The following is a 25,528-nucleotide window of genomic DNA, read 5'->3' as shown; positions in this document are numbered from 1 at the left end:
GCCGGGCATCAGGCCCCGGCCCGCGCGGCGCACTCGGGGCACACCCCGGTGAGCTCGATCGTGTGGAGGATGTCGCCGTAGCCGTGCTCGCGGCCGATCGCGGCGGCGAACGCCTCGAAGTCGGGCACGTCGATCTCGACGGCCTTGCCGCACACGCGGCAGCGGAGGTGGTGGTGGTGCTCCTCGCCGGCCTCGCAGCGGCGGTAGAGGGTCTCTCCCGACTCGGCGACCACGGCGTCGACCTCGCCCGACTCCGCGAGCGACTGGAGCGCGCGGTAGACGGTCGCGAGGCCGATGGTGGAGCCCTCGGAGCGGAGGCGCTCATGCCAGGCCTGCGCGGAGCGGAACTCGCTCAGGTCGAGCGCGTCGAGGATCTCGCGCCGCTGGCGCGTCATCCGGGGGCGCGGCGCGTCGGCGGCGTTCACGTGCCCCTCCTCGCGAGGGTGGTGATCGAGGCGACCGCCCCGTAGACCAGCACGCCGAGCGTGACGATGAGCGCGCCCGGCTGGACGTCGTAGAACACGGTGATCCAGATGCCGGTGAGCGTGAGCGCCGCGCCGATCCCCATGGCGAGGTGCATGGTGCGGGCGAAGGAGCGGGTGATGAGCTGCGCGATCGCGACGGGCACGATCATGAGCGCGCTCACCAGCAGCACGCCCACCACGCGCATCGCGACGGTGATGGTGACGGCGGCGAGCACCGCGACCACCATGTTGAGCGCCTCGACGGGCAGGCCCGTGGACCGGGCGAACTCCTGGTCGTGGGTGACGGCGAACAGCGCGGTGCGCAGCCCGATCCCGACCAGCAGGATCACGGCGGCGAGCGCGACGCTCATCCACACGTCGCCCCACGTCACGGTCGAGATGGAGCCGAACAGGTAGCCCAGCAGGTTGGCGTTCGAGCCGCCGGCCAGCCCGATGAGCAGCACGCCGCCGGCGATGCCGCCGTAGAACAGGATCGCCATCACCACGTCCGCGGCGGCGCCGCGCGAGCGCATGCGCTCGATGAGCACCGCGCCGATGATCGCGAACAGCACCGCGCCGGGGATGGCCAGGGCGTCCTGCTGCGCGAGGTCGAACAGGCTGCCGGCGAGCCAGCCGGCGGCGACGCCGGCGAGCGCGACGTGGCCGATCCCGTCGCCGAGCAGCGCCATCTTGCGCTGCACCAGGTACGTGCCCATCACGGGCGCGGCGAGGCCCACCAGGAGGCCCACCAGCAGCATGCGCTGGATGAGCGGTTCCGCGAGGAGGTTCACGGCCCCTCCAATCCGATGCCGCCGTCGCGCGCGGGCGGGTCCGTGTGCGGGTGGTCGTGGTCGTGGCCGGGGAGGGCGTGCACGCCCAGGTCCTTGGGCGGCGGGCCGTCGTACGTGACGCAGCCGCGCTCGAGCACCACCGCGCGGTCGATGTGGCGGGCGAGGGCGCCCAGCTCGTGGAGCACGATCACGAGGCCCACGCCATCGTGCTTGAGGTGGCCCACGGTGTGGGAGAACGCGACCTGCGACTCGAGGTCGACGCCGGCCATCGGCTCGTCGAGGATGAGCAGCCGCGGCTTGCGCACCAGCGCGCGGGCGATGAGCACGCGCTGCTGCTGGCCGCCGGACAGGCGCGACACGTCGCGCTTGGCCAGGTCCTCGATGCCCACGGACCGCAGCGCCGCGCGGGCGCGCGCGTGGGCGTCGCGGGGAGGGAGGAGGCCGCGGAGGCGGGCGCCCACGCGGTCGGCGCCGTCGCGGCTGCCGAGCAGCCCGGACGTCACCACCTCGAGCGCGGTCGCGGACACGCCGCCGGCGGCGCTGATGCGCTGGGGCACGTAGCCCAGGTGGGCGCGGGACGATGCGGTGGCCGGGCGGCCGAACAGGCGGATGGTCCCCGCCTGGGTGGGCACGGCGCCCACGATCGAGCGCACGAAGGTCGACTTGCCCGAGCCGTTGCCGCCCATGAGCGCGACCACCTCGCCCGGCTGGGCGGTGAGGGAGACGCCGTGGAGGATCTCGGTGCCCTGCAGGGAGACGCGGACGTCCCGCGCCTCGACCAGCGAGGGCGGGACGTCACGGATCTCGGCGGGATCACTCACAGCCGAGCGCAGCCTCCAGCGCTGCGAGGTTCCTGGTCATGACAGCAATGTAGTCGTCGCCGTCCGCGACGTTCTCCACCGGGTCGAGCACCGCGGTCTCGACGCCCACGTCCGCGGCGAGCGACTCGGCGACGGAGGCGCTCACCAGGCTCTCGGTGAACACGGTGGTCGCGCCGGTCTGGTCGATGACGTCCTTGATCTCGAGGATGCGAGCGGGGGAGGGCTCGGTGTCGGGGTCGAGGCCCGCGATGCCCTCCTGGTGGAGTCCGAACGCCTCGGTGAGGTATCCGAAGGCCTCGTGGCTCACGATGATGGTGTCGCGCTCGCACTGCGCGAGGCCCGTGGAGAAGTCCTCCTCGAGGCCCTCGAGCTCGGCGTGCAGCGCCTCGGCGTTGGCGGTGTACGTGTCCGCGTTCGCGGGGTCCGCCGCGGCGAAGGCGGCGCCCACGGCGTCGCCGTACTCGGCGAGCAGGTGGGGGTCGAGCCAGAAGTGCGGGTCCGTGGCGCCGTGGTCGTGGTCCTCCTCGCCCTCCTCCTCCGCGTGCTCGCCGGCCGCATGCAGCTCGACGGTGGCGGAGGCGTCGAGCGCCTCGACGCCGGTGCTCGCGATCGCGTCGTCGACCGCCGGCTGGAAGTCGGACAGGTAGAGCGCGAGGTCCGCGGCGTCGAGCTGCCGCACCGTGTTGGGGGAGAGCTCGACGTCGTGCGCCTCGACGCCCTTGGGGGTCATCGACACGATCGACACCAGGTCGCCACCCACGTGCTGCGCGACGTACTCGAGAGGGTAGAACGCCGCCGCGACGGTGAGCGCGGCGTCCGGGTTCGCGGACTCGCCGCCGATCAGCGGCTCGGCCGAGCAGCCGGCGAGCGCGAGGGTGGACACGGTGGCGGCCGCGACGAGCGTGCCGGTGCGACGGGAGATCAGTGGCATGGCCGCCACTGTACTGCAATTGATAATCATTGTCGATAAGGCGAAGGTCCCGGGGTGAGGCGAGCCCGCCCGCGCATCGTCCCCCCACCCGGCCGGCGCATCGTCCCCGGAAGGTTCGCCGCTAGACTTGCGCGAGCGATTCCGACCCCCTCCCAAGGAGCATCACGTGGCCGCACCCAGCCGTCTCGACAACGTCATCTCGCTCGCGAAGCGCCGCGGCTTCGTGTTCCCCTGCGGCGAGATCTACGGAGGCACGCGCTCCGCGTGGGACTACGGGCCGCTGGGCGTCGAGCTCAAGGAGAACATCAAGCGCCAGTGGTGGCGCGCGATGGTCACCTCGCGTGACGACATCGTGGGCCTCGACTCGTCCGTGATCCTGCCCCCGCAGGTGTGGGAGGCCTCGGGTCACATCGCCGCGTTCGTCGACCCGCTGATCGAGTGCCTCAGCTGCCACAAGCGCTACCGCGAGGACCACCTGCTCGAGGAGTTCGAGGAGAAGAAGGGCCGCCCCGCGGAGAACGGTCTCGCCGACATCGCCTGCGCCGCCTGCGGCACCCGCGGCCAGTGGACCGAGCCCAAGATGTTCAACGGACTGCTGCGCACCTACCTGGGCGCCGCGTCGGACGAGTCCGGCCTGCACTACCTGCGCCCCGAGACCGCGCAGGGCATCTTCGTCAACTTCGAGAACGTCATGCGCACCGCGCGCCAGAAGCCGCCGTTCGGCATCGCGCAGGTCGGCAAGTCGTTCCGCAACGAGATCACGCCCGGCAACTTCATCTTCCGCACCCGCGAGTTCGAGCAGATGGAGATGGAGTTCTTCGTGGTGCCCGGCACGGACGAGGAGTGGCACCAGCACTGGATCGACACCCGTAAGGCCTGGTACACGGACCTCGGCATCTCCGACGACAACCTGCGCCTCTACGCGCACCCGCAGGAGAAGCTGTCGCACTACTCCAAGGGCACCACGGACATCGAGTACCGCTTCGGGTTCCAGGGCTCCGAGTGGGGCGAGCTCGAGGGCATCGCGAACCGCACCGACTTCGACCTGAGCACCCACGCGAAGCACTCCGGCAAGGACCTGTCCTACCTCGACCCGGCCACCAACGAGCGCTTCGTGCCGTACGTCATCGAGCCCGCCGCGGGCCTCTCGCGCAGCCTCATGGCGTTCCTCGTCGAGGCGTACCAGGAGGAGGAGGTCGCGACCGCGAAGGGCGGCACCGAGACCCGCACGGTCCTGCGCCTCGATCACCGCCTCGCGCCCATCAAGGCCGCGGTGCTGCCGCTGTCGAAGTCCGCGGACCTGGTCCCCACCGCCGAGGCCCTCGCCAAGGAGCTGCGCGGCGCGTGGAACATCGACGTCGACGTCACGCAGTCGATCGGCAAGCGCTACCGCCGCCAGGACGAGGTGGGCACGCCCTACTGCATCACCATCGACTTCGACACGCTCGACGACCAGGCCGTCACCATCCGTGACCGCGACACCATGCAGCAGGAGCGCGTGTCGCTCTCGCAGGTGTCGGGCTACCTCGCGCAGCGCCTGATCGGCGCCTGAGGCCCGGACCCGTCCCGGTCACCGGAACGCACCCCATGGGCGCCGGCCACTCGCACCTGACCGAGCACCGTCCCGCGGCCACGCCCGCCACCACGCGCCTGCTCTGGGCGCTCGTGGCCGGCGTGGTCGCGGCGGTCGCCGTGGGCGCGTACCTCACCTGGCCGTCCTCGTGGGACGTGCTCGGGTCGGAGAGCCTCCTCTACGAGGACGCCACCCGGGTCGAGGGCGTCGTGGTCTCGGTGGACGATGCGACGGGTGCGTCCGTGGTCGACGTCACCACCGAGGGGTGGGAGGGCGAGCGCGACATGTCGCCCACCGGCAACCGCGCGCTCGAGCTCGAGGCCGGCGACACGGTGGTCGCGGTGGAGGTCGCGCCCGACCAGCCGCTGGTGTTCTCCGACTTCCAACGCGACCCGCCCATCCTGGCGCTGCTGATCGTCTACGTGGTGCTGGTCCTCGCCGTCGCGTGGTGGCGGGGGCTCGGCGCGCTGGTGGGCCTGGTGCTCGCGTTCGGGATCATCGGGTTCTACACGGTGCCCGCGCTGTTCGACGGCGCCAACCCCGCGATCGTGGGGCTGGTGACGTCCGCCGGCGCGCTGTTCGTGCTGCTCTACGTCGCGCACGGGCCCAACGCCCGCACCACCACCGCGTACCTCGGCACCATCGCGGGCCTGCTCATGACGGCGCTGCTGGGCACGTGGGCCGTGTCCGCGGCGCAGATCCCCGGCGTCCCCTCCGAGGCCGAGGTCAACCTCGACTTCCTCGAGGGCCGCCTGTCGCTCTCCGGCCTGGCGCTCTGCGGGCTCATGATCGCCGGCCTGGGCGTCCTCAACGACGTCACCATCACCCAGGCGTCCGCCGTGTGGGAGCTGGGCGCCGCGCGCTCCGACCTCGGGCCGTGGCAGCTGTTCCGCCGCGGCATGCGGATCGGTCGCGACCACATCGCCTCGACGGTCTACACCATCGCGTTCGCGTACGTGGGCGCCTCCCTGCCGCTCATCATGCTCATCGCGGTCTACGACAGCCCGCTCTCCACCGCCATCACGTCCTCCGAGATCGCCGGCGAGGTGGTGCGGACCCTGGTGGGCTCCATCGGGCTGGTGCTCGCGGTGCCGCTCACCACCGCGATCGGCGCGCTGATCGTCGGGATCGGGGGAGAGGCGGGGGACGATGCGACGGCCGGGTCGCGCGACGAGGCGCCGGTTGCGGACCCAGGGGAGCCGTCGACGGCCTGAATCCCGGCAGAACACGTGGGAAATGAAGGAATCGTGCTGATTTCGCCCCTTTTGTCGTATTCCTCTTGACTCGCCGTGCGTGCGGGCCGCACGCTTGTCGTGGCGGGCATTCGGGGCGCGGAAGCGTCCCTGGGGGAAGAGGGCCGAGTGCTCCCGTCCCTCCTTGCACGTCGTGGCTGCGCGCCTGGTCGCTGCGCCGCGGCGCCTCGCGCCCGGGCTTTCCCTCAGCGGCCCGGGCGCGAGAGCGTCCGTCATCCGCTCCGCATCTCGCGCCGCACTTCCAGCGCGCCCGTGACCGCGTTCCACACGGATTCTGCAACTGCACCTGAGCTGGTCGGGCGATGCGACGCGAGTTGCAGGCGAATCGGCCCGGATCGGGAGATCCGTGTGGAGGCCGGTCGGGGAGGACTGCACGCGCTGGCCCCACGCACCCCACCTGAGACAATGGACCCCATGTCTTCGACCACCCGCCTCCTCCCGCCGCTGCGCATCGGCCCGCTCGAGGTCGACACCCCCGTGGTGCTCGCGCCCATGGCGGGCGTCACCAACGCCGCGTTCCGCCGCCTGTGCCGCGAGCACGGCGGCGGCCTCTACGTCGCCGAGATGGTGACGTCCCGCGCCCTGGTCGAGCGCACCCCCGAGTCGCTGCGCATCATCGCCCACGACCCGGACGAGACCCCGCGCTCGGTCCAGGTCTACGGCGTCGACCCCGCGACCATCGGCGCGGCGGTCAGGATGATCGCCGAGGAGGACCGCGCCGACCACATCGACATGAACTTCGGCTGCCCGGTGCCCAAGGTCACCCGCAAGGGCGGCGGCGCGGTGCTGCCGTGGAAGCGCGACCTGTTCAAGGACATCGTCAAGGCGGCCGTCCGCGAGGCGTCCAAGTTCGACATCCCGGTCACCGTGAAGATGCGCAAGGGCGTCGACGAGGACCACCTCACCTACCTCGATGCGGCTCGCACCGCGGAGAAGCAGGGCGTCGCCGCCGTCGCGCTGCACGCCCGCACCGCCGCCGAGTACTACTCCGGCACCGCCGACTGGGAGGCGATCGCGCGCCTCAAGGACGCCATCACCACCATCCCGGTCCTGGGCAACGGCGACATCTGGCAGGCCGAGGACGCGCTGCGCATGGTTGAGCAGACCGGCTGCGACGGAGTGGTCGTGGGCCGCGGCTGCATGGGCCGTCCATGGCTGTTCGCCGACCTGCAGGCCGCGTTCGAGGGCCGCGAGGACCGGGTCAAGCCGGGCCTGCGCACGGTCGCGGACGCCATCTACCGCCACGGCGAGCTGATGATCCGCCACTTCGACGACGACGAGGACAAGGGCATGCGCGAGCTCCGCAAGCACATGTCCTGGTACCTCAAGGGCTACCCGGTCGGGGGGGAGACCCGCCGTGCGCTCGGCCTGATCTCGACGCTCGCCGAGCTGCGCGAGATCCTCGACACGCTCGACCTCGACGCCGGCTACCCGGGTGCCGAGGCGGAGGGTCCGCGCGGCCGCCAGGGCTCGCCCCGCGTGCCCGCGTGCCCGGACGGCTGGCTCGACACCCAGGACATCACCCCCGACCTCGAGGCGCGGCTGCGCGAGGCCGAGCTCAGCGTCTCCGGAGGCTGATCGCACGGTGTGACAAATCGCACCGGACAAACCTCGCACTCGTGATCTAGCGTGTGATCATGACCCGGGTGCGTGCCTACCTCGCGATGTCGCTGGACGGGATGGTCGCCGCGCCGGGCGACGGCCTCGACTGGCTCGAGCCGCGTGCCGAGGGCGCGCCGCCCGTCGCGGACGAGCCGTGGAGCTCCTCGGATGACGACGCCCTCCACTTCGGCGACTTCCTCGACCGGGTGGGCTGCATCGTCATGGGCAGGCGCACGTTCGACATCGTCACGGGCTTCCCCGACTGGCCGTACCGTGATCTGCCCATGCTGGTCGCGACGCACCGCCCGCTCGAGCACCCGAACCCCGCGGTGGCGGCGGCGCGCGGCACCATCGCCGAGATCGTCGACCAGGCGCGGGAGCTCGCCGGGCGCAAGGACGTCTACGTCGACGGCGCGACCATGGTCCGCGACGCGCTCGCCTCGCGGGTGCTCGACGAGCTCGTGGTGACCGTGGTCCCCACCGTCCTCGGTCAGGGGACCTCGCTGTTCGGCGGCATGGCCGCGCCCGCGGAGCTCACCGCCGAGCACGTGGTGAGGTTCGGCGACGGCTTCGTCCAGATCCACCTCTCCTGCCCGGCCGCGGACCGCTGACGCCGCCCGGGGTCACCGGACCACCGCATCGTCCCCGCTAGAGTCGACGCGTGAGCGCCCTACCCGACGGCTACGCCGCAGCGGACGTGCAGCGCTACGTCTCCGAGCCCCCCAAGCAGGCGCAGCGCACACCGTTCGAGCGCGACCGCGCCCGGATAGTCCACTCCAGCGCCCTGCGGCGGCTGGGCGCGAAGACGCAGATCCTGGGCGCTGGCACCGGGGACTTCGTGCGCACGCGCCTCACCCACACGCTCGAGGTGGCGCAGGTGGGCCGCAGCCTGGGCAAGATGCTCGGCTGCGATCCCGACGTGGTGGACGCCGCGTGCCTCGCGCACGACCTTGGCCACCCGCCGTTCGGGCACAACGGCGAGCGCGCGCTCGACGAGGTGTCGCGCGACATCGGCGGCTTCGAGGGCAACGCGCAGACGCTGCGGATCCTCGCCCGCCTCGAGACCAAGACCTACGACCCCGTCACCGGGCAGAGCGTGGGCCTCAACCTCACGCGCGCCGTGCTGGACGCGGCGGTGAAGTACCCGTGGACCGAGGACGCGACGCCCACCCGCGCGGACGGCAGCCCCACCAGGAAGTTCGGCGTCTACGACGACGACGTCCCGGTGTTCAGGTGGCTCCGCGAGGGCGCGCCCGACCGCGCGCAGAGCTTCGAGGCGCAGGTGATGGACCTCGCCGACGATATCGCGTACTCGGTGCACGACGTTGAGGACTCCGTGGTCCACCACACCGTGTCGCTGGGCGTGCTGCGCGATCCCGCGCGGGCCCGCGAGATCGCCGACCACGCCCGCGAGTGGTACGGCCGAGGGGAGCCCGACGCGCTGCTCGCCGCGCTCGACCGGCTGCGCTCCGAGCCGTGGTGGATGGACGAGTACGACGGCTCGCACCGCGCGCTCGCGACCCTCAAGGACATGACCAGCCAGCTGATCGGCCGCGTGGTCGGCACGGTGGGGGAGGCCACGCGCGCGGAGTACGGCGACGGCGCGCTCACGCGCCACCACGCGCGCCTGGTGATCCCCGAGCACCTCGCGGACGAGATCCTCATGCTCAAGGGCATCGCCGTCCACTTCCTCATGGCGCCGCGCGAGCGCAAGCCCGCGTACCGCCAGCAGCGCCAGCGGCTCGCCGACCTGGTGGGCGCGCTGGTCGAGCTGGGGGACGAGGCACTCGAGCCCCACTTCGCGGCCATGCACCGGGAGGCGGGGGACGATGCGGCGCGCAAGCGGGTGGTGATCGACCAGATCGCGTCGCTCACCGACAAGTCGGCGTACGACTGGCACCACCGTTACGTCGCGCGGCGGAAGTCGTAGCCTCTCAGGCCTCGGTGGCCTCGGCACCCTCGCGGCGCGCGAGCACCCGGTGCTCCGCGACCAGGACCGCGGCGACCAGCGCCGCGCCGGCGACCATCGCGAGCACGGGCGCGAGCACCGGCGCGGTGGGGGCGATGCGCGCGCCGTCCGCGTCCTGCCACGGCCACAGCGCGAGCAGCGAGCCGGCCATCACGCCGGTGAGGATCACCAGGGTGAGGCGGCGGTGGTGCTCGAGCAGCCACTGCAGCAGCTTGACGATGGTGACGAGCCCGATCACCAGGCCGATCGCGAACCACGCGAGGTAGCCGAGGTCGCGGTCGTTGAGCGCCGCGATGGTGGGTTCGTAGAGGCCGAGCGTGAGGAGCAGGAAGGATCCCGACAGGCCGGGCAGCACCAGCGCGGACACGGCCAGCGCGCCCGCGGGGACCAGGATGTACGGCTCGGGGGAGAGGTTGCCGGCGGGCAGCGACACGATGATCCCGACCGCCACCGTCGCGACCACGGCGATGAGCCACTCGCGTCCCGTCCACGCGCCGGTGTGACCGGTGCGGGCGGCCGAGGCGCGCGAGTGGCGGAACGGCACCGCAAGCGACGCGAGCACCAGGCCCAGGAACAGGCCGCGCATGGTCTCGGGGTGGTCCTCGAGCAGGCCCTCCATGACGTGGGCCATGGTGAGCAGCGCCGCGACCATCCCGATGCCGATCGGCAGGATCACGCCCCAGCGCACGCGCGCGAACTGGTCGCGGGCGTGCGCGAGGCCTCGCCCGCGGAGGCCGTCCGCGACGGGCGCCCGCACGCCCGCGATGAGGTGCCCTGCGGAGGTGAGCAGCGTCTCGTAGACGCCGGTCATGAGCGCGACGGTGCCGCCGCTCACGCCCGGCACGGTCTCGGCGGTGCCGATCGCGGCGCCGCGGACCACGTCGAGCGCGATCAGCGTCGGGGTGCGGCGGGCCTGCGGCTCGCCGGCCTCGACCGGGGACGATGCGTGGGTCACGCCGCGCTCTCGGGCGAGGGTGCCGCGGGGGTGACCGGGGCATCGTCCCTGCGCGCGCGACGCTCGCGCAGCAGCAGGGCGAGCGCGATCGCGGGCAGCGCGAGCGGCACCCAGCCGTACGCGGAGCCGTAGCCGGTCCACACCGTCTCGTCGGGCCACCACGAGGACTCGACGTAGCCGAGCGTGCCGACGATCAGCACGCCGGCGAGCTCGAGCGCGGTGCCCACGAGCGCGACGCCGGCCCAGCGCTTCCACAGCGCGACCGCGATCACGGCGTAGAGCAGGGCGGACAGGCCGGAGACCAGGTAGGGGACCGGCGCCTCGGACAGCTTGGTGGAGATCTGGTAGCTCGAGCGGCCGAGCGCTGCGAGCGCCAGCACGGCGTACGCGACGATCAGCGAGATGCGGGCGATGGGGTTCACGCCGCGGCCTCCATGATGACGTAGATGCGCCACGCGACCACGGCGAGCGCGATCGCGACGATCACGGCGGCCGCCGCGTCGACGCGCGCGATCTGGGTGGGGGACAGGACGGGACGGTTGGGGTCCGGATCCGCGGCGGCGGCCTCGGGCGTGCCGAGCCGCCCTATCCCCAGCAGTGCCAGGAGCGCGACGGACGCGATGAGGTAGCCGCCCGCGAGGAGCAGGTCCGCGTCGGTGCCCGAGATCAGCAGCACCACCACGGTCGCCGCGTGCGCGAGCACCGCCACGTACGTCACCGGGATCATCCACCGCAGCACGCGGTGGGCGGGTGGCCACGCGAGCGTGGCCAGGCCGGTGAGCGCGAGGAGCGCGGACACGACGAGGACCAGGGGGTGGACCGCCCCCGTGTACAGCTCCACTACGCCTGCTGAGCCGCCTGCTGGACGCGCATGGGAAGGCGGGTCATCTCCTCGCCGTCCACGCTGATCACCCAGGAGAACAGGCGCGGCTTGTCGAACCGGAGGCCGTCGATGGTGAAGGCGAAGCTCGCGACCTGCTCGTCGCCGTCGACCAGGTGGGCGGGGCGGCCCACGGTGAACTCGCCGCCCATGGCGCGCACGGGGGCCGGCTTGCCCTCGGCGTCGGGGCGGACGCCGATCGGGTACTCGACGCCGTCCTCGGTGAGGAGCTTGAGCTCGAACTGGTGGGTGCGGTTGGTCTCCGTGAAGGGGACGTGCACCACGGCGCCGACCGAGAGGCGACGGTGCACGGCCGGGAAGCCGCGCACGAAGATGATGTTCCACCCCGCGCCGAGCGCGTAGATCTTGTTCTGCACGACCTCGGCCGAATCGGCGAGGAATGCGTCCACTCTCACAACAGCGTCCTTTCGTGGGGTGCTGCTCAAGCGTAGCGCGACCGGGTGACAGGCTCTCACCTGGCATGTGGACGATGCGCGGGCCGGGTGGGGTGCGCCGGTAGTCTGTGCGCGTGGCGGGCACGATCAACAGGGACGACATCGCGGCGGTCCGCGAGCGCGCGCCCATCGAGGAGATCGTGGGCCAGCACGTCGCGCTGAAGTCCGCCGGCGTCGGTTCCCTCAAGGGGCTGTGCCCGTTCCACGACGAGCGTTCGCCCTCCTTCCACGTGCGCCCGGCGGCGGGCCGCTGGCACTGCTTCGGGTGCGGCGAGGGCGGCGACGTCATCGAGTTCGTGATGCGGATGGACGGGCTGCCGTTCGCCGAGGCCGTCGAGTACCTCGCCGACCGCGCGGGCGTGACGCTGCGCTACGAGGCGGGCGGGCGCCGCGGTTCCGAGTCAGGGGCGAGCATGCGCCGCCGCCTGCTCGAGGCGCACCGCGTGGCCGCCGAGTACTTCGTGGCGCAGCTCGAGTCGCCCGAGGCGCGGATCGCGCGCGACTTCCTGCGCGAGCGCGGCTTCGACAGCGCGGCGGCGGCGACCTTCGGATGCGGCTACGCGCCGCAGGGCTGGTCGCATCTCACCGACCACCTTCGCTCGAAGGGCTTCACCGAGCCCGAGCTCAAGGCGTCCGGCCTGGTGTCCGAGGGGCAGCGTGGGGTGTACGACCGCTTCCGCGGCCGCCTGGTGTGGCCCATCCGCGAGGTCACCGGGGACGTCATCGGCTTCGGTGCCCGCCGCCTTCACGAGGACGACCAGGGGCCCAAGTACCTCAACACCCCCGAGACGCAGATCTACAAGAAGAGCCACGTGCTGTACGGCATCGACCTCGCGAAGGGCGGCATCCGCTCGGAGCGCACCACCGTGGTGGTCGAGGGCTACACCGACGTGATGGCGTGCCACCTCGCGGGCGTGACCAACGCCGTCGCGACCTGCGGCACGGCGTTCGGCGAGGACCACGTCAAGGTGGTGCGCCGCCTCATGGGCGACACGGGCGGGACCCAGCTCAAGGTGGGGTCCACGGGTGCGAAGGTGATCTTCACGTTCGATGGCGACGAGGCCGGCCAGAATGCGGCGCTGAAGTCCTTCGCGCTCGACCAGCAGTTCCTCGCGCAGACGTTCGTCGCGGTGGACCCCGAGGGGCTCGACCCGTGCGACATCCGGCAGCGCGACGGCGACGAGGCCGTGAGGCGGCTGATGGAGCGGCGCGCGCCGCTGTTCGAGTTCGTCATAAAGGCGTCGCTCGCGGCGCACGACCTCGAGACCCCCGAGGGTCGCGTGGCCGCGCTGCGGACTGCGGCGCCGATCGTCGCGCAGATCCGTGACCGCGCGATCCGGCCGGAGTACGCGCGCCGGCTCGCGGGGTGGCTGGGCATGGAGCCGGCCGATGTGCTGCGCGCGGTGTCGCGGGCGGGGGAGCGCGGCGGTGCGGGGTCGGGCGGTGGCCGCGGCTCCCAGCTCGGGGGCGCGCCCGCGGGACGTCCGGGACAGGGCCAGCCCGCGCATCGTCCCGACGACGGCCCGCCGCCCATGGATCCCGAGACCGGGCAGATCGCGACCGTGGTCGCGTCCCGGCCCAACCCGCGCGACCCGGTGGTGCGCGCGGAGGCGCTGTCGCTCGGGGTGCTGCTGCAGGCGCCCGCGGCGATCGCGGCGGACGCGATGACCATGGGGATCGTGGCGGAGCTCACGCGCGCGTCCTTCACGGCGCCGCAGTACGGGCAGATCTTCGACGCGGTGCTCGCCGCCGGTGGGCCCGCTGGTGCCGGTCCCGACTGGGTGGGTGCCGTGGAGGAGCAGGCCGGGCCGGACCTCGGGACGCTGGTGTCGCAGCTCGCGGTGACGCCGCTGCCGCACGACAAGCCGGCCGAGATCGGGGTCTATGCACGGTCCGTGCTCGCGCGGATGCTCGACCTTGCGATCACGCGCACCACCGCGGACCTGCGGGGGCGGATGCAGCGCGCGGGGGCCGGGACCGATGCGGCGAACGAGGCGTTCGCGGAGATCATCCGTCTCGAGGGGCGGCGGCGGCAGCTGCGCGAGGTGGAGTGACTCCGCACGTTGTCGGAGGCCGCTGTCGGAGCGTCCGCGTAGCCTGCTGAGAGGTCGATCTCGGGAGGCTGGCATGGCATCACCACGGGTGTCGTTCGTGACGCTGGGCGTCGCGGACCTGGCGCGTGCACGCGCGTTCTACGAGGCATGGGGCTGGGAGGCCGCGCAGGCCCAGGAGGACATCGTGTTCTTCCAGGCCAACGGGACGGTGATCGGGCTGTTCGGGCTCGCGGACCTCGCGAAGGACCAGGGGCGACCCGGAGCCGCGCTCGGCGTGGGCGCGATGACGCTCGCGCAGAACTACCCGACCGAGGCCGAGGTGGACGCGGTGTTCGAGGACGCGCTCGCGGCCGGCGCGACGCTGCTCAAGCGTCCGGAGAAGGTGTTCTGGGGCGGGTACAGCGGCTACGTCGCGGATCCGGACGGGCACGTCTGGGAGCTCGCGATGAACCCGTTCTCGCCACCGGAGCCGGACGGGTCGGTGGTGCTGGGGTCCGGGGCGTCCTAGCCCTGGTGCGCCGCGCGCGGGCGGGGTAGCGTCCGAAGGGTGGACGCGGAGCGCGCGGTTCAGGCGCGGGCGCGGCACGATGTCGCCGCGCTCACGGGCGCCTTCATGCCCACCACCAGGGTGATGCGTGACATCCAGCTGGCGTCGCTGATGCGGCACGGGCGCCGCGCGGTGACGCGGATCATGCGCGAGGCCGGGCTGCTGCGCGCCTGGTGGGCGCGGTCGCCGCTGCTGATCCTGGTCGCGCCGCTGACGCTGACGTACGCCGCGGTCTTCGGGAATGCGCTCATGTTCATCGCTGGTGGTGCGCTGCTGATCTGGGGCGGGATGAGCGAACCGCGGCTCAACCGCGCCGAGAGGCAGGAGCGGCGGCTGCTGCTCCTCGCGTACCGCAACGCGGCCGCGGACGCGCTGGACGCGTGCGTCGACCGCTTCGCCTACGGGTGGGGAGAGGAGCCGGGGACGGCGCTCCGGTGACCCGTGCATCGTCCCGCGGGACCCCGGGAACGCAGAAGGCCCGGTCCTCGATGAGGACCGGGCCGGTGGCTCCCCCGACTGGACTCGAACCAGTAACCTGCCGATTAACAGTCGGCTGCTCTGCCAATTGAGCTACGGAGGAATGCGAGGAATACTGTACCGGATCCCGGAGGGGTCCGGTGACCACCTCGCATCCGCTCCGCGCTCGTCGTGGTGCTGACGGGGCCTATCAGTGCTCGTCGGTGGCCCGGTTGAACTTGGCGGCGACGGCGTCCTTCGCGTCCTCCACCTTGTCCTTCGCTCCGGCCTTGAGCTGGTCGATCTTGCCCTCGGCCTCGAGCTGCTCGTCGCCGGTCGCCTTGCCGGCGCCTTCCTTGGCCTTGCCCTTGAGGTCCTCGGCGGCGTTGCTCGCACGGTCGTTCATGCTCATGACTCCTCCACATCGACTCGTCACGGACCGCGGTCGCGGTCACCCTTGGTACAAGGTGGATAGTTGGCGAGGCATTCCCTCGGGTGTGCCGTGCGGTGGGTGTGCGGGGTGGCTCGCGGGTCGCCGGTGCGCGCGCCGGTAGACTGTCCGGCGGCCTCCTCGGAGGTCGCGGGCCAGTAGCTCAGCAGGTCAGAGCAGTGGACTCATAATCCATCGGTCGCGGGTTCGAGCCCCGCCTGGCCCACCGCTAGTGCGCACTCGGCGATCGAGGGGCGGTGACGCAACCTCTGGCCCGCGCGCCACCCCAAGCTTTGAGTGATCTGATGCCGGTCAGTCGGCAACCACCACCCGTGCGCGGGCCAGGTTCGCAAGGCGGCCGAACCGCAGTGAGGGATCGCCCTCGCATTGGACGGTGACGCGGGCGGCGATGAACCGGGTGCTGGCGTCGGGTGCGATGGCGGTCCGTGTGAGCGCGATCTCGGTGCGCGCGTCCACGGCCTCGACGGTCTCGAAGGTGCCGTCGCCGTCGAGGTCCCATTCGACCTGGACGATGCGCGACGCGCCCGGAGGTGCGGCCGCGGTCAGGGCGACGGCCATCTCGGTGCCGGGGGAGACGTCGGCGCGGGTCGCGCCGCCGACGGTGAGCGTGACCGTGGCCTGGATGCCGAGCCGGTCACGGGCATCAGCGGGCACGATCACCTGTGCGTCGACCACCTCGTACTGCGTGGAGGCCTCGGGTTCGATGCCATCCTCGACCCATGCGGCGAGCGCGCGCACGGCGTGGTGGAGGGCGCCCAGGTAGGAGACGGTGCGCTCGGGCTCGGCCTGCAGTTCGTCGTCGCCGTGGGTGGCGTGGTCGATGTACCAGAGGCGATACCGCGAGTCCGTCGAATCGCCGAGCTGCGCGGCGACCTGCTGGCGGTACCAGTCGGCCTGCCAGGGGAACGCCTCGCGGTCCATGAGACAGGCGACCATGATCATGCGGCCGTCGAAGTCGCCGGTGGGCAGGGCCCCCACGGCACCGGCCGCGAGCAGCGGGCCCAACACCATGGGTCGCTGCGGGTACAGGGGTTCGCCGGCGGCGTCGCGGAACTGGTCCCATGCCGGGTAGGTGCCGGCGGGCGGGACCTGGTGGCGGTGGTAGGTCTGGGCGGCGAGGACGTTCGAGTTGTCCACGACGATGCGGTCGCCCGGGGACAGGGCCGCGAGGGCGTCGGGATTGGCGCCCGAGTCGAGCAGGGCGATGTCGCCCACCACGGAGGCGAGCACCAGGCGTGCGCCGCCTGCGGCACCGGACTCCACCACGAGCTCCGCGAGGCCCCGCAGCCCGGGCTCCGGCACCGGTTCCGACAGCCGGATCGCGACCACCTCGGCGCCGCCGAGCTGCTGGAAGGACTCGTCGACCCCGCCCTCGCGGGGCGCGTGGCGGTCCTCGGGTGCCCCGGGCAGGTCGGCGCGCGTGAGCGTCGTGGCCACCTCGCAGGGGTGGATCACGCGGTCGCGGTGGACGCTCGAGGACGGGTCGGCGCCCTCGTAGCCGGGCAAGGTCCAGAAGTCGTCGAAGTAGGTCGGGTCGAGGAACCCGAGCGCGGGGAAGACCACGGAGAACGCGTGGCCGCCCATGGTGCGGTGCGCGAACCAGGACCGGGGCGGGAAGCCCAGCCGGGTGGCCTCGGTGTAGGCCGCCGCCTCCTCGTCGGTGAGGTGGGCGTACGGGTCGCCCGATCCGCCCGGGGCCAGGGCGTCGTCCACGCCGTCGAGGGCGTCACCCAGGACACGCATGGCGTGCAGGCGCACGCCGAACACGTTGGGCATCGCCATGGGGGTGCCGGGCACGTAGGGGACGTAGCCGTCCCAGACCCCGCGGGTGTTCTCGGCGCCGCCGATGGTGCGGAACGCGCCACCGGAGCCGCCGTACGAGTAGGAGTAGACGCGGTGGTCTCCGTAGGCCTCGCGGAGCAGGTGCTTCGCGACCTCGGCGCACGCCGCGTTGGCGCGGTAGGCGCCGAAGGTGGGGTCCGCATCGTCCCCCTGCTGGAACGTGTGCCCGCCGCCGTTGGTCTCGAGGTACGCGGCGCCGGACTCCGAGGCGAACGTGATCCGGTCCTCCTCACCGGTGGCGGTCTGAGCGAGGTTCTCGCTCTGTGCCACGGGGGTGATGTGCTGGAAGAACCGGCCGCGGTAGAGATCGGCGGGCGGCAGGTACAGCGAGAAGCGGGTCCCGGAGCCTTCGAAGCCGCCGTGCAGGTAGCGGTGCGGGGCGGGATCGGTGCGCTGCTCGTCGATGTCGATGTACGGCGTTCCGTGGCCGTCGAGGGCGGGGGACGGGGCCAGCGTGCTGAGCATGGGGTCTCCTGGGGTGAAGGGGGACGATGCGGTGGTCGGGTGGGGAGTCAGCGGGCTCGCTTGACGGGGAGGATGGCCAGGGCCGCGAGGGCGACGAGGACGATCGCGGCGACCCAGACCATCCGGTAGCCGGCGGTGATGACGACTATCTGCGCGCCGATCATGGGGCCGAGCGCCTGGCCGAGGTTGCCGCCCATCGCGGCTACGCCGAGGTCGCGCCCGGCCTCCTTGTGGTCGGGGATGACGGCGATGAACAGCGCCTGATCGACCACCAGGAAGGTGCCGAACGCGAGGCCCGCGATGATCGCCTGGAGGAACATGGCGGGGACGGCGGGCCACAGCAGGGGCAGCAGGAAGCTGGCGGCCATGGCGACGGAGGACCAGAACACGAAGGGCTTGCGGCGCTGGATCCTGTCGGACCACCGGCCCGCGACGATCATCGCAACGATGGTGCCGGGCAGCCCCACGAGCGCCAGCATGGGGGCCATCAGCGTGGCCTCCTGCTGGCTGAGCGCCGGCTGGACGTAGCTCTGCAGCATGTAGATCGAGAACGCGGTCGAGGTGGCGTAGCCGAAGGCCATGATCACCTTGGCGATCCACACCCAGCGGTAGTCGGCGTCCTTCAGGGGAAGCACGAACGATGCGAAGAACCGGCCCAGGCGCACGGGCTCGACCTCGAGGTCGAGTGAGGATCGATCGCGAGCGACCAGCACGAAGATCAGGGCGAACGCGGCGACGGCGATGGCGAACGGGAAGTACACGTTCAGGCCAAGAGCGGCGAACGCGACACCCGCACCCACGCCGCCGGCGACGCCGCCGACCATCATGCCCAGGCCCGTGACCGCGGACGCCGTGCCGACCTTACCGGCGGTCACGCGGTCCGCGACGGTGGTGTTGAGCGGCCCCTGCGCGAGGTTGATGGTGGCCTGCGCGACGGCCCACGCGAGGATCAGCGCGCCGATGGTGGGGGAGAAGCGCATCGCCGCCAGTGCGATTGAACCGATGACGGCGCCCGCGGCGATCCACGGGGCGCGGCGACCCCAGCGGGTGCGGGTGCGGTCCGAGAGGTAGCCCGCGATGGGCTGCACGAACATGGTCACCAGCACACCGACGGAGGACACGAGCGCGAGGCTCTGAGCGCGCGCCGCCTCGAACTGCGCGAGGAGGTCGAGCTGGCGGGCGTGCTCGGCGGTCGCGGTGACGGTGCCGGCGTCGACCTGCGCTTTGAGGTCCGTCAGCGCCGCAAGGTCCAGACCCGCGTCCGCGCCGGTGAAGAAGTTCGCCATCTCGATCAGCTGCACGTGGTTGGGCATCGCCACGCCCGCGAGAGCGCCCCACGTCGCGGTGATGGCGGCACCCGCGAGGCCGTACCACAGCAGGTACTTCCGGAAGGGCTTGCCGCCGTTGAGCCGTTCGGACATCCCGGGCGCCTCGGGGGCAAGGACCTGTGCTTCCTCGCCGGCGATCGCATCGGCTGAAGTGGTGGGCTCGACGGCGTCGGTGGTGGCCATGTCTCTCCTTTGAGCATGTGTGTCGCGCCGACGATGGCGCGAGGCCCTGCGACGGCTGCCGCATCGAAAAAATAGTGCGCTAGAAATTGGCTCGTGTCAACTCGCCTCCCGCATGCGTGTCGGCCTGGCGGCGCATGGTGTCCGCCCTCGTACACTGCAGGCGTGAGCAGCACGGCGGCCAAGCGCGGACCCTACGCGAAGACCCGCGGGCGCCTGGAGGCGATCGCGGACGCGACGCTCGCGCTGGTGGAGGAGCGTGGGCATCGCGAGGTCTCTTTCACCGATGTGGCCGAGCGCGCCGGCCTCACCGAGGCGCAGGTGCTGTACCACTTCCCGTCGAAGGACCACCTGTTCATGGCGGCTCTGGACCGAGCCGATGCGGTGGTGAGCGCACGCGAGATCGCCGCCGGCCCGGGTGTGCTCACCGTCCCGGTCGAGGCCGTCGAGGAACAGCTGGTCGCATTCGTGCGCTCGGGCATGGGCTCGATGCATGTGCGACGCCTTTACGCCGAGGTCCGTGCCGCGGCCGTCGACCCCGAGCACCCCGCCAACGCGTACGTCCGCGACCACCAACGGATCGCCGCCGCGAACTACGCGCTCTACCTGGGCGCCCTCAAGCGTGCCGGCTACGCGCACCCCGACGTGGATCCCGAGCGCTTCGGGCGACAGCTGGTCGCGCTGTGGGAAGGCCTCGAGACCCAGTGGCTGATCGACCCCAGCTTCGATCTGGCCCGCGAGGTGGGCCAGGCGCTGCGCATCGCCGCACGCCGCGACGAGATGACGTGAGCGGGTCCGCGCGGCTGCGCATCGGCGTCCTGGGCGCCGCACGCATTCTGGACGATGCGCTGCTCGCCCCCGTGCGCGAGGTCGCCGACGTGCAGGTGACGGCGATCGCGGCGCGGGATCGCGCGCGAGCCGAGGCGGTAGCGGCCCGCGCCGCGATCGGCACCGTGCTGGGGTCCTACCAGGAGGTTCTCGACTCACCCGATGTGGATGCCGTCTACATCCCGCTACCCGCCGCGCTCCACGGCGAGTGGACCGTGCGCGCCGCGGAGGCGGGGAAGCACGTGCTGTGCGAGAAGCCGTTCACGTCGTCGGTGACCGCTTCGCGCGAGGTCGCCGCAGCGGTCCAGGGACTGCCCGTGACGGTCACCGAGGCGTACCACACGGGCTTCCACCCGCACCTGACCGCCCTGCGCGGCATCCTCGCATCGGGGGAGATCGGTCGCGTCGTCCGCGCCCGGGCGACGTTCTGCGTGCCGATACCGAAGCGGTCGGACATCCGCTGGAACGCGGCGCTCGGCGGCGGCGGGCTGCTCGACGTCGGCTACTACCCGATGCGACTGCTCCGTGACCTGCTGGGCGAGGTCGAGGCGGTGGACGATGCGCGAGCGTGGCTGCGCGGCGACGTGGATCGCCTGGTGGAGGCTCGGCTGGCCTTCGCGGGAGGGGTTGAGGGTGGGATCGTGTCCTCGATGTGGTCGCGGCGCCTCATCGAGGCGCACCTGCGCGTGGTGGGCACCGCCGGCAGTGTCGACATGGCTTGGCCATATCACCCGCAGATGAAGGGGCGCATCGTCGTGCGGTCGGGTGAGGGGCGCCGCGTCGAGCAGGTGACCCGGCGCACCAGTTATGTGTTCCAGCTCGAGGCGTTCCGCGATGCCACCCGCGGCGGGCCCAACCCAGCCGATGCGAGCGCCGCTGTCGCCCAGGCTGAGGCCCTCCGGTCGACCTACTCGGCCGCGGGGCTCGCGCTGGGTTAAGCAACGAATCGGGGCCCGCAGGTCCCCGTGGTGCCTCGTGTCAGTTTCGAGTCGTGACCTCCGTCCGAGGCGTCGTGGCGCTTGGGCTGCGCCTCAGGCGCTTGCGACGAAGTTGCGCAGCATCGGGCGGTCGTCGCCCGCGCGCATCGCCCACGCGAGTTCGCTACGGTGGCCGGAGCCCTCGAGCGGCAGCGCGACCACGCCATCGGGCGCCCCGCCGAGCGCGCTCTCGGGGGCGACGGTAACGCCCATCCCAGCGCCCACGAGATGGAGGATCGTGGCCCACGTCGAGCCGATCTGGGCGATGTGCGGCACCTGGCCGCCCTCGACGACCGGGGCGAGGTTGCGCTCGGTGGCGACGCGGCCGGCCGATGCGCGGAAGAACACGAACGGGTCGCCGGCCAACTCCGGACCGCGCACGGAGCTCCTCCCGGCGAAGCGGTGGTCGGCAGGCACGGCGGCCACGAACGGCTCCGAGTGGAAGACCTCGTAGTGCATGTCGTCGCGCGGGTCGGGGTCGCGGACCACGGCCAGGTCGAGCGCCCCGCGGGCCAGCAGATCGAGCAGCTGTGCGGAGTAGCCCTCGGTCAGCTCGACCTTCACGCGCGGGTAGGACGCCCGGAACGCCTGCACCAGCCGGATGGGTCCCAACGGCAGCGCCGAGCTGACGAATCCGACGTCGAGCCGACCCTGCTCGCCGCGTCCGACACGCATGGCCTCCTCGAGATCGTCGCGGACGAGTCCGAGCAGGGTGCGCGCGCGGTCGGCCAGCACCGCGCCGGCCGGCGTGACTGCGACGCTGCGCGAGGTGCGGGTGAGCAGCGCCACGCCGAGCTCGCGTTCGAGCCGGCGTACCTGCTGCGAGAGCGCAGGCTGTGCGATGTGCAGGCGCTCGGCGGCGCGACCGAAGTGGAGCTCCTCGGCCACGGCCACGAACGACCGCAACAGGCGCAGGTCGACGTCGGGCGCATTATCCATGCACTCAGATTATCAATCCGCGCATATCGCTATTGGACGTGACTGGATGGGCCGCCCACACTGAAGGGGTGAACACTCCAACCCTCCCCGGCAGCACCGTCCCCGTGGTCCTCGACGACCTTCGCACCCCCGCGGACGCGCGGGCCTTCCGCGAGCTCAACGAGCAGTGGATCACCGAGATCTTCGCGCTCGAGGACGAGGACCGCCGTCAGCTCGAGGACCCGGTCGGGCAGCTCGTGGAGCCCGGCGGTGCCGTCCTCGTGGCGAGGAAGGACGATGCGGTGGTCGGCTGCGTCGGCATCGCCCGCACCCACGACGGCGTGGTCGAGATCGTGAAGATGGCCGTGGACCCCCGGCACCGCGGGCACGGCACCGGACGGCGCCTGCTCCTGGCCGCGATCGAGCGGGCGCGCGCGCTGGGCGCGGTGCGCATCGAGCTGGAGAGCAACCGGAAGCTGGATGCCGCCGTGCACCTCTACGAGGAGCTCGGCTTCCGCCACCTGGGCCACGACGAGTACGAGCCCGGGCCGTATGCCCGGGCCGACGTGGCGATGGCGCTCGACCTGGCCTGACGCCCGACCCTGACGGGCACGGCGAGCCAGCCCTCGCATCGTCCCGGCGCCGAGGCGTCGGCACGCAGGCCTGCCGCTCGCGTTGCCGCGCCTCGTCGCCGGTCGTAGCCTCGTCTGAGGGGGCGACGCGGCCCCGGTAGGCATGGCGACCCGGGGGGCTCGGATGTCGGACTTCTTCACCATGGAGCCGGGCGAGGTCGCGGCACCGGTCCCTGATGGTCCCGTCCTGTGCACCGGCACCGCGGCGATGCGGCGCATCCACCGCGTGTTCCTGTGGTCCTACGACGAGGCGCCCGGGCTCGCGCGCTCGGCTGCGGCGGGTGACACCGAGCGGTCCCGTTACGTCGGCGAGGTGCTCGCCAACATCGACAAGGTCCTCCACGTGCACCACGAGGGCGAGGACCAGCTCATGTACCCGCAGCTGCGCGAGCGTGCGCCGGCCTGCGCGCTGCACGTCGACCAGATGCTCGCGCAGCACGCCGAGGTCAAGACGATGCTCGACCAGATCGCCCCGATCCGCGAGCGTTGGACCGCCACGGCCGACCCGGCGGTGGGAGAGGAGCTCGCCCAGCACTACGAGCGGCTGTCCGCACGGCTCAAGGTCCACCTGCGGCGCGAGGTCACCGAGGTGATGCCGGCGGTCGACCGCGTCCTCACCAACGAGGAGTTCGAACAGCTCGCCGCGCACGGCTTCGACCAGTTCGAGAAGAAGGTGGTCATCGCCTATCTCGGCATGATCCTCGCTGCGAACCCGATCGAGGACCAGAGGGAGTTCTTCAAGGAGGCCCCGGCGTTCGCGCGGGTCGCGTACCGCCTGGTCGGCAAGCGCATGTACCGCAAGCAGTACGCGACGCTGTTCCCGGGACGCCCCATCCCCGACACGATCTGAGGCCGTCGGCACAGGCCGTAGATTGGCGCCTGCCAGTTCAAGGTCCGCGAGCGGACCTCGCAGGGAGGAGCGCCGCCAGGTTGCGCAGCACGCAGAGCCGCACGAACCGCGGCGCCTTGATGGGGTCCGTGCTCGCCGCCGCGATCATGCTCACCGCCTGTACGGCGTCGCCGCCGCCCGGTGGCACGGCGCCCACCGAGGTGACCGGCGCATCGTCCATCCCGGACGACGAGATCAGCGTCCAGATGTTCACCTTCTTCCACTACATCGGCTTCGGCGAGGACGATGCGGCGCAGTCCCGCCAGGAGGAGGTGCTCGCCCGGCTCGCGGAGGCGGGCTTCCGCAACGTCGAGCCCGTGGACTACACGGGCTTCCAGGGGCTCGACGCGGAGGAGTACCGCGCGCTGCTCGACACGTACGGCCTCGAGGCCAGCTCGCTCCACACCTCGGTGACGATGGACACGACCGACGAGCAGTGGGCGCAGAAGGTCGAGACCGCCGCGACGCTCGGCGCCGAGTTCGTGGGCGCGGGCGAGGATCCCCGCACGTTCACCTCCCGCGAGGAGTGGGTCGCGTTCGCGGAGAGGATCGACCACCTGGGCGCGATGGCTCGCGATGAGGGCCTGCGGTACCTGGTCCATCTCCACGACTACGAGTTCACCCAGGTCTACGGCGACCAGAGCGCCTTCGACCTCCTCATGGCGCACACCTCGCCCGAGAACGTCGCGTTCGAGCTCGACCTGTACTGGGCGACCGCCGCCGGCGAGGACCCGGCCGCGATCGTCGCCAAGCACGGTGACCGCATCCCGCTGCTGCACGTCAAGGACATGGACGAGGCCGGGGAGATCGCCACCGTCGGCGAGGGCACCATCGACTTCCCGTCGATCTTCGCCGCGGCCGGGCAGGACGTGCAGTTCTACGTGATCGAGCGCGACCCGCCTGATGACGCGGACTACGACCCGTTCGGCCCCGCGATCGCCGGCCTCGAGTACCTGCGGGACGCCACGTTCTGATGTCGGGAGCGAGCGCTTAGCCTGGGGCTATCCCCGAGCGGAGGAGCACCCCATGGGCAAGGTCGTCATGTACGCCTCGGTCTCCGTCGACGGCTTCATCGCCGACGACGCCGACGACACCGGTCCGCTGTTCGACTGGCTCCTCAGCGGCGACGTCCCGCTCGACGACGGCGGCATCCTCAAGGTCTCGCAAGCGTCCTACGACCACACCCGCGCGTACTGGGACTCGGTCGGCGTCACCGTGGTCGGCCGCCACGTGTTCGACATGACGGGCGGCTGGGACGGCGTTCCGCCGAGCGGCGTCGCGCACGTCGTGGTCGTCACCCACCGGCCGCCGCCGGACGGGTGGAGGGACGATGCGCCGTTCACCTTCGTCGACGAATTTGCCGCAGCGGTGGCGACGGCTCAGGAACTGGCCGGCGACCGCATCGTCGAGGTCTCGGCCGGCGACGTGGGCGGGCAGGTGTTCGCCGCGGGCCTGGTTGACGAGGTCCGCATGGACGTGGTGCCCGTGGTGTTCGGCACGGGCAAGCGATTCTTCGGTGCGGTCGACGCGCAGCAGATGCTCGACGATCCCGTCGACGTGATCCAAGGCGATCGGGTTGTGCACATGAGGTACGTGGTGCGAATGCAAGATCCGAAGCGCCAGGCATCCACAGTTGCCGCGGCCGACATGGGCTCCGACGACCAGGAGTTCATCGAGTCGATCGCGGCGCCGTGGGAGCACGACTGACACGTCGACATCGCAACTGAACCCGCGCATAGTCCCGGCCCTGGGCGTCCCAGCGCCGATGCCGTACACTCGTGGGAGCGAGCAGCCGCTCGCATGCTCGTCGAGCCCGGCGGACCCGGGTTCCGAGCCTCGTTAGCGCCCAGGCGTGTATATCTCCGCCAGGACCGCGCATCGGCCCCGCCGCCCACCAGGGCGCGAACCGCATCGTGGCCCACCACACTCGTCCGTCGGCATCCGCCGCCGGTCACCCACGCACGTCGGCGCCGCCGGCGTAGCAACACCGACCGCATCGCGGTCAGCAATACGAAGGACAAGCAACATGGCTACAGGCATCGTGAAGTGGTTCAACCCGGACAAGGGCTTCGGCTTCATCGCCCCCGACGACGGCTCTGCCGACGTCTTCGCGCACTTCAGCGCGATCAACTCGCAGGGCTTCCGCACCCTCGAGGAGAACCAGCGTGTCGAGTTCGACGCCGAGCGTGGCCCCAAGGGCATGCAGGCCGCGAACATCCGCCCGCTCTAAGCTTCAGCGGACTCGCAAGGCCCGTCCGGGCGTCCCT

The 25,528-nt window shown here is 71.8% G+C and carries 26 protein-coding genes, 2 tRNA genes and 1 pseudogene; 16 read left to right on the top strand and 13 right to left on the bottom strand.

Features of this window, described 5'->3' with window-relative positions:
- Positions 1 to 8: 8 nt before the first annotated feature.
- The 4 genes from AOM05_RS08175 to AOM05_RS08160 are packed head-to-tail and all read right to left on the bottom strand — an operon-like array spanning position 9 to position 3,007.
- On the bottom strand, positions 9 to 425 hold the full coding sequence (locus AOM05_RS08175; RefSeq protein WP_369401117.1) for a Fur family transcriptional regulator: 417 nt from the start codon (positions 423 to 425) through the stop codon (positions 9 to 11).
- Entirely contained in the window at positions 422 to 1,255 is an 834-nt protein-coding gene (locus AOM05_RS08170; protein WP_267127698.1) for a metal ABC transporter permease, read from the bottom strand. The genes AOM05_RS08175 and AOM05_RS08170 overlap by 4 nt, the downstream gene beginning before the upstream one ends.
- On the bottom strand, positions 1,252 to 2,076 hold the full coding sequence (locus tag AOM05_RS08165; RefSeq protein WP_062521120.1) for a metal ABC transporter ATP-binding protein: 825 nt from the start codon (positions 2,074 to 2,076) through the stop codon (positions 1,252 to 1,254). Before AOM05_RS08165 ends, AOM05_RS08170 begins: the two co-directional genes overlap by 4 nt.
- Positions 2,069 to 3,007 carry a metal ABC transporter substrate-binding protein gene (locus AOM05_RS08160; protein WP_062521118.1) on the bottom strand — a complete coding sequence of 313 codons (939 nt, stop codon included), beginning with the start codon at positions 3,005 to 3,007 and terminating at the stop codon, positions 2,069 to 2,071. Before AOM05_RS08160 ends, AOM05_RS08165 begins: the two co-directional genes overlap by 8 nt.
- 166 nt (positions 3,008 to 3,173) lie before the next feature.
- Between AOM05_RS08160 and AOM05_RS08155 the strand changes: the two genes are divergently transcribed.
- The 5 genes from AOM05_RS08155 to AOM05_RS08135 all read left to right on the top strand — a co-directional run bounded on the left by AOM05_RS08155 (position 3,174) and on the right by AOM05_RS08135 (position 9,365).
- A complete protein-coding gene (locus AOM05_RS08155; protein ID WP_062521116.1) occupies positions 3,174 to 4,559 on the top strand; it encodes a glycine--tRNA ligase in 1,386 nt (461 codons plus the stop codon).
- A 35-nt stretch (positions 4,560 to 4,594) separates the two neighbouring features.
- Entirely contained in the window at positions 4,595 to 5,794 is a 1,200-nt protein-coding gene (locus tag AOM05_RS08150) for a YibE/F family protein (protein ID WP_062521114.1), read from the top strand.
- Between the two features lie 453 nt (positions 5,795 to 6,247).
- Positions 6,248 to 7,411, top strand: coding sequence for a tRNA dihydrouridine synthase DusB (dusB, locus tag AOM05_RS08145; RefSeq protein WP_369401116.1), 1,164 nt, complete (start codon positions 6,248 to 6,250; stop codon positions 7,409 to 7,411).
- Between the two features lie 59 nt (positions 7,412 to 7,470).
- Entirely contained in the window at positions 7,471 to 8,046 is a 576-nt protein-coding gene (locus tag AOM05_RS08140; RefSeq protein ID WP_062521110.1) for a dihydrofolate reductase family protein, read from the top strand.
- Positions 8,047 to 8,096: 50 nt separating this feature from the next.
- Positions 8,097 to 9,365 carry a deoxyguanosinetriphosphate triphosphohydrolase gene (locus tag AOM05_RS08135; protein ID WP_062521108.1) on the top strand — a complete coding sequence of 423 codons (1,269 nt, stop codon included), beginning with the start codon at positions 8,097 to 8,099 and terminating at the stop codon, positions 9,363 to 9,365.
- A gap of 4 nt (positions 9,366 to 9,369) precedes the next feature.
- Here AOM05_RS08135 and AOM05_RS08130 read toward each other — a convergent pair whose 3' ends face one another.
- From AOM05_RS08130 to AOM05_RS08115, 4 genes are read right to left on the bottom strand one after another with little or no spacing between them, the layout of a single operon-like run.
- A complete protein-coding gene (locus AOM05_RS08130; RefSeq protein ID WP_062521105.1) occupies positions 9,370 to 10,359 on the bottom strand; it encodes a DUF368 domain-containing protein in 990 nt (329 codons plus the stop codon).
- A complete protein-coding gene (locus tag AOM05_RS08125) occupies positions 10,356 to 10,781 on the bottom strand; it encodes a hypothetical protein (protein ID WP_062521103.1) in 426 nt (141 codons plus the stop codon). The genes AOM05_RS08130 and AOM05_RS08125 overlap by 4 nt, the downstream gene beginning before the upstream one ends.
- Positions 10,778 to 11,200, bottom strand: a complete 423-nt coding sequence (locus AOM05_RS08120) for a hypothetical protein (protein ID WP_062521101.1) — start codon at positions 11,198 to 11,200, stop codon at positions 10,778 to 10,780. Before AOM05_RS08120 ends, AOM05_RS08125 begins: the two co-directional genes overlap by 4 nt.
- Positions 11,200 to 11,655, bottom strand: coding sequence for a DUF6941 family protein (locus AOM05_RS08115; RefSeq protein WP_156155814.1), 456 nt, complete (start codon positions 11,653 to 11,655; stop codon positions 11,200 to 11,202). The genes AOM05_RS08120 and AOM05_RS08115 overlap by 1 nt, the downstream gene beginning before the upstream one ends.
- A 113-nt stretch (positions 11,656 to 11,768) precedes the next feature.
- On the opposite strand from AOM05_RS08115, the gene dnaG reads away from it, so the two are divergent.
- From dnaG to AOM05_RS08100, 3 genes are all read left to right on the top strand, one after another.
- Positions 11,769 to 13,748, top strand: a complete 1,980-nt coding sequence (dnaG, locus tag AOM05_RS08110; protein WP_062521494.1) for a DNA primase — start codon at positions 11,769 to 11,771, stop codon at positions 13,746 to 13,748.
- A gap of 73 nt (positions 13,749 to 13,821) precedes the next feature.
- Positions 13,822 to 14,256: a VOC family protein gene (locus tag AOM05_RS08105; RefSeq protein WP_062521099.1), complete on the top strand. Its 435-nt coding sequence runs from the start codon at positions 13,822 to 13,824 to the stop codon at positions 14,254 to 14,256.
- A gap of 39 nt (positions 14,257 to 14,295) precedes the next feature.
- Positions 14,296 to 14,733, top strand: a complete 438-nt coding sequence (locus AOM05_RS08100; protein ID WP_062521097.1) for a hypothetical protein — start codon at positions 14,296 to 14,298, stop codon at positions 14,731 to 14,733.
- Between the two features lie 66 nt (positions 14,734 to 14,799).
- Here the strand turns inward: AOM05_RS08100 and AOM05_RS08095 are convergent.
- Together AOM05_RS08095 and AOM05_RS08090 are read right to left on the bottom strand one after the other, a co-directional pair.
- A tRNA-Asn gene (locus AOM05_RS08095) sits at positions 14,800 to 14,875 on the bottom strand.
- Between the two features lie 87 nt (positions 14,876 to 14,962).
- The gene (locus tag AOM05_RS08090) at positions 14,963 to 15,163 is read right to left on the bottom strand and encodes a CsbD family protein (RefSeq protein WP_062521095.1); all 201 of its coding nucleotides are present in this window, start codon (positions 15,161 to 15,163) and stop codon (positions 14,963 to 14,965) included.
- A gap of 170 nt (positions 15,164 to 15,333) precedes the next feature.
- Here AOM05_RS08090 and AOM05_RS08085 point away from each other — a divergent pair.
- Positions 15,334 to 15,407 (top strand) — tRNA-Ile (locus AOM05_RS08085).
- Positions 15,408 to 15,493: 86 nt separating this feature from the next.
- On the opposite strand, the gene AOM05_RS08080 is transcribed toward AOM05_RS08085, so the two are convergent.
- Positions 15,494 to 17,509, bottom strand: a complete 2,016-nt coding sequence (locus AOM05_RS08080; RefSeq protein WP_082097371.1) for a tannase/feruloyl esterase family alpha/beta hydrolase — start codon at positions 17,507 to 17,509, stop codon at positions 15,494 to 15,496.
- A 47-nt stretch (positions 17,510 to 17,556) separates the two neighbouring features.
- Positions 17,557 to 19,020: an MFS transporter gene (locus AOM05_RS08075; RefSeq protein ID WP_062521093.1), complete on the bottom strand. Its 1,464-nt coding sequence runs from the start codon at positions 19,018 to 19,020 to the stop codon at positions 17,557 to 17,559.
- Between the two features lie 162 nt (positions 19,021 to 19,182).
- Between AOM05_RS08075 and AOM05_RS08070 the strand changes: the two genes are divergently transcribed.
- On the top strand, positions 19,183 to 19,806 hold the full coding sequence (locus AOM05_RS08070; protein ID WP_169746736.1) for a TetR/AcrR family transcriptional regulator: 624 nt from the start codon (positions 19,183 to 19,185) through the stop codon (positions 19,804 to 19,806).
- Complete coding sequence (locus AOM05_RS08065) at positions 19,803 to 20,783, top strand: Gfo/Idh/MocA family protein (RefSeq protein WP_062521090.1); 981 nt, start codon at positions 19,803 to 19,805, stop codon at positions 20,781 to 20,783. The genes AOM05_RS08070 and AOM05_RS08065 overlap by 4 nt, the downstream gene beginning before the upstream one ends.
- Positions 20,784 to 20,876: 93 nt before the next feature.
- Here AOM05_RS08065 and AOM05_RS08060 read toward each other — a convergent pair whose 3' ends face one another.
- Positions 20,877 to 21,761, bottom strand: coding sequence for a LysR family transcriptional regulator (locus tag AOM05_RS08060; protein ID WP_062521088.1), 885 nt, complete (start codon positions 21,759 to 21,761; stop codon positions 20,877 to 20,879).
- A gap of 68 nt (positions 21,762 to 21,829) precedes the next feature.
- Between AOM05_RS08060 and AOM05_RS08055 the strand changes: the two genes are divergently transcribed.
- From AOM05_RS08055 to AOM05_RS08035, 5 genes and pseudogenes are all read left to right on the top strand, one after another.
- Positions 21,830 to 22,333 (top strand): GNAT family N-acetyltransferase, encoded by a 504-nt coding sequence (locus AOM05_RS08055; protein WP_062521086.1) that lies wholly within the window; start codon positions 21,830 to 21,832, stop codon positions 22,331 to 22,333.
- A gap of 163 nt (positions 22,334 to 22,496) precedes the next feature.
- Positions 22,497 to 23,222, top strand: coding sequence for a hemerythrin domain-containing protein (locus AOM05_RS08050; protein WP_062521084.1), 726 nt, complete (start codon positions 22,497 to 22,499; stop codon positions 23,220 to 23,222).
- A gap of 119 nt (positions 23,223 to 23,341) precedes the next feature.
- Positions 23,342 to 24,235: a sugar phosphate isomerase/epimerase family protein gene (locus AOM05_RS08045; RefSeq protein WP_062521083.1), complete on the top strand. Its 894-nt coding sequence runs from the start codon at positions 23,342 to 23,344 to the stop codon at positions 24,233 to 24,235.
- 52 nt (positions 24,236 to 24,287) lie between these two features.
- A pseudogene (locus AOM05_RS08040) lies at positions 24,288 to 24,863 on the top strand (dihydrofolate reductase family protein); the annotation flags it as partial.
- Between the two features lie 424 nt (positions 24,864 to 25,287).
- Positions 25,288 to 25,491 carry a cold-shock protein gene (locus AOM05_RS08035; RefSeq protein WP_062521081.1) on the top strand — a complete coding sequence of 68 codons (204 nt, stop codon included), beginning with the start codon at positions 25,288 to 25,290 and terminating at the stop codon, positions 25,489 to 25,491.
- Positions 25,492 to 25,528: the final 37 nt, after the last annotated feature.

This window comes from Demequina silvatica (genome assembly GCF_000971215.1).
Lineage (GTDB): Bacteria > Actinomycetota > Actinomycetes > Actinomycetales > Demequinaceae > Demequina > Demequina silvatica.
The sequence above is the reverse complement of the archived record's forward strand: the minus strand, read 5'-3'. Positions and strand labels throughout refer to the sequence as shown.

Excerpts from the sequence above, each read along its gene's own strand:
- AOM05_RS08080 (WP_082097371.1), bottom strand. The coding sequence starts at position 17,509 with ATGCTCAGCACGCTGGCCCCGTCCCCCGCCCTCGACGGCCACGGAACG.
- AOM05_RS08150 (WP_062521114.1), top strand. The coding sequence starts at position 4,595 with ATGGGCGCCGGCCACTCGCACCTGACCGAGCACCGTCCCGCGGCCACG.
- AOM05_RS08045 (WP_062521083.1), top strand. The coding sequence starts at position 23,342 with ATGGGGTCCGTGCTCGCCGCCGCGATCATGCTCACCGCCTGTACGGCG.
- AOM05_RS08050 (WP_062521084.1), top strand. The coding sequence starts at position 22,497 with ATGTCGGACTTCTTCACCATGGAGCCGGGCGAGGTCGCGGCACCGGTC.
- AOM05_RS08060 (WP_062521088.1), bottom strand. The coding sequence starts at position 21,761 with ATGGATAATGCGCCCGACGTCGACCTGCGCCTGTTGCGGTCGTTCGTG.
- dusB (WP_369401116.1), top strand. The coding sequence starts at position 6,248 with ATGTCTTCGACCACCCGCCTCCTCCCGCCGCTGCGCATCGGCCCGCTC.
- AOM05_RS08105 (WP_062521099.1), top strand. The coding sequence starts at position 13,822 with ATGGCATCACCACGGGTGTCGTTCGTGACGCTGGGCGTCGCGGACCTG.
- AOM05_RS08140 (WP_062521110.1), top strand. The coding sequence starts at position 7,471 with ATGACCCGGGTGCGTGCCTACCTCGCGATGTCGCTGGACGGGATGGTC.
- AOM05_RS08075 (WP_062521093.1), bottom strand. The coding sequence starts at position 19,020 with ATGGCCACCACCGACGCCGTCGAGCCCACCACTTCAGCCGATGCGATC.
- AOM05_RS08160 (WP_062521118.1), bottom strand. The coding sequence starts at position 3,007 with ATGCCACTGATCTCCCGTCGCACCGGCACGCTCGTCGCGGCCGCCACC.
- AOM05_RS08090 (WP_062521095.1), bottom strand. The coding sequence starts at position 15,163 with ATGAGCATGAACGACCGTGCGAGCAACGCCGCCGAGGACCTCAAGGGC.
- AOM05_RS08035 (WP_062521081.1), top strand. The coding sequence starts at position 25,288 with ATGGCTACAGGCATCGTGAAGTGGTTCAACCCGGACAAGGGCTTCGGC.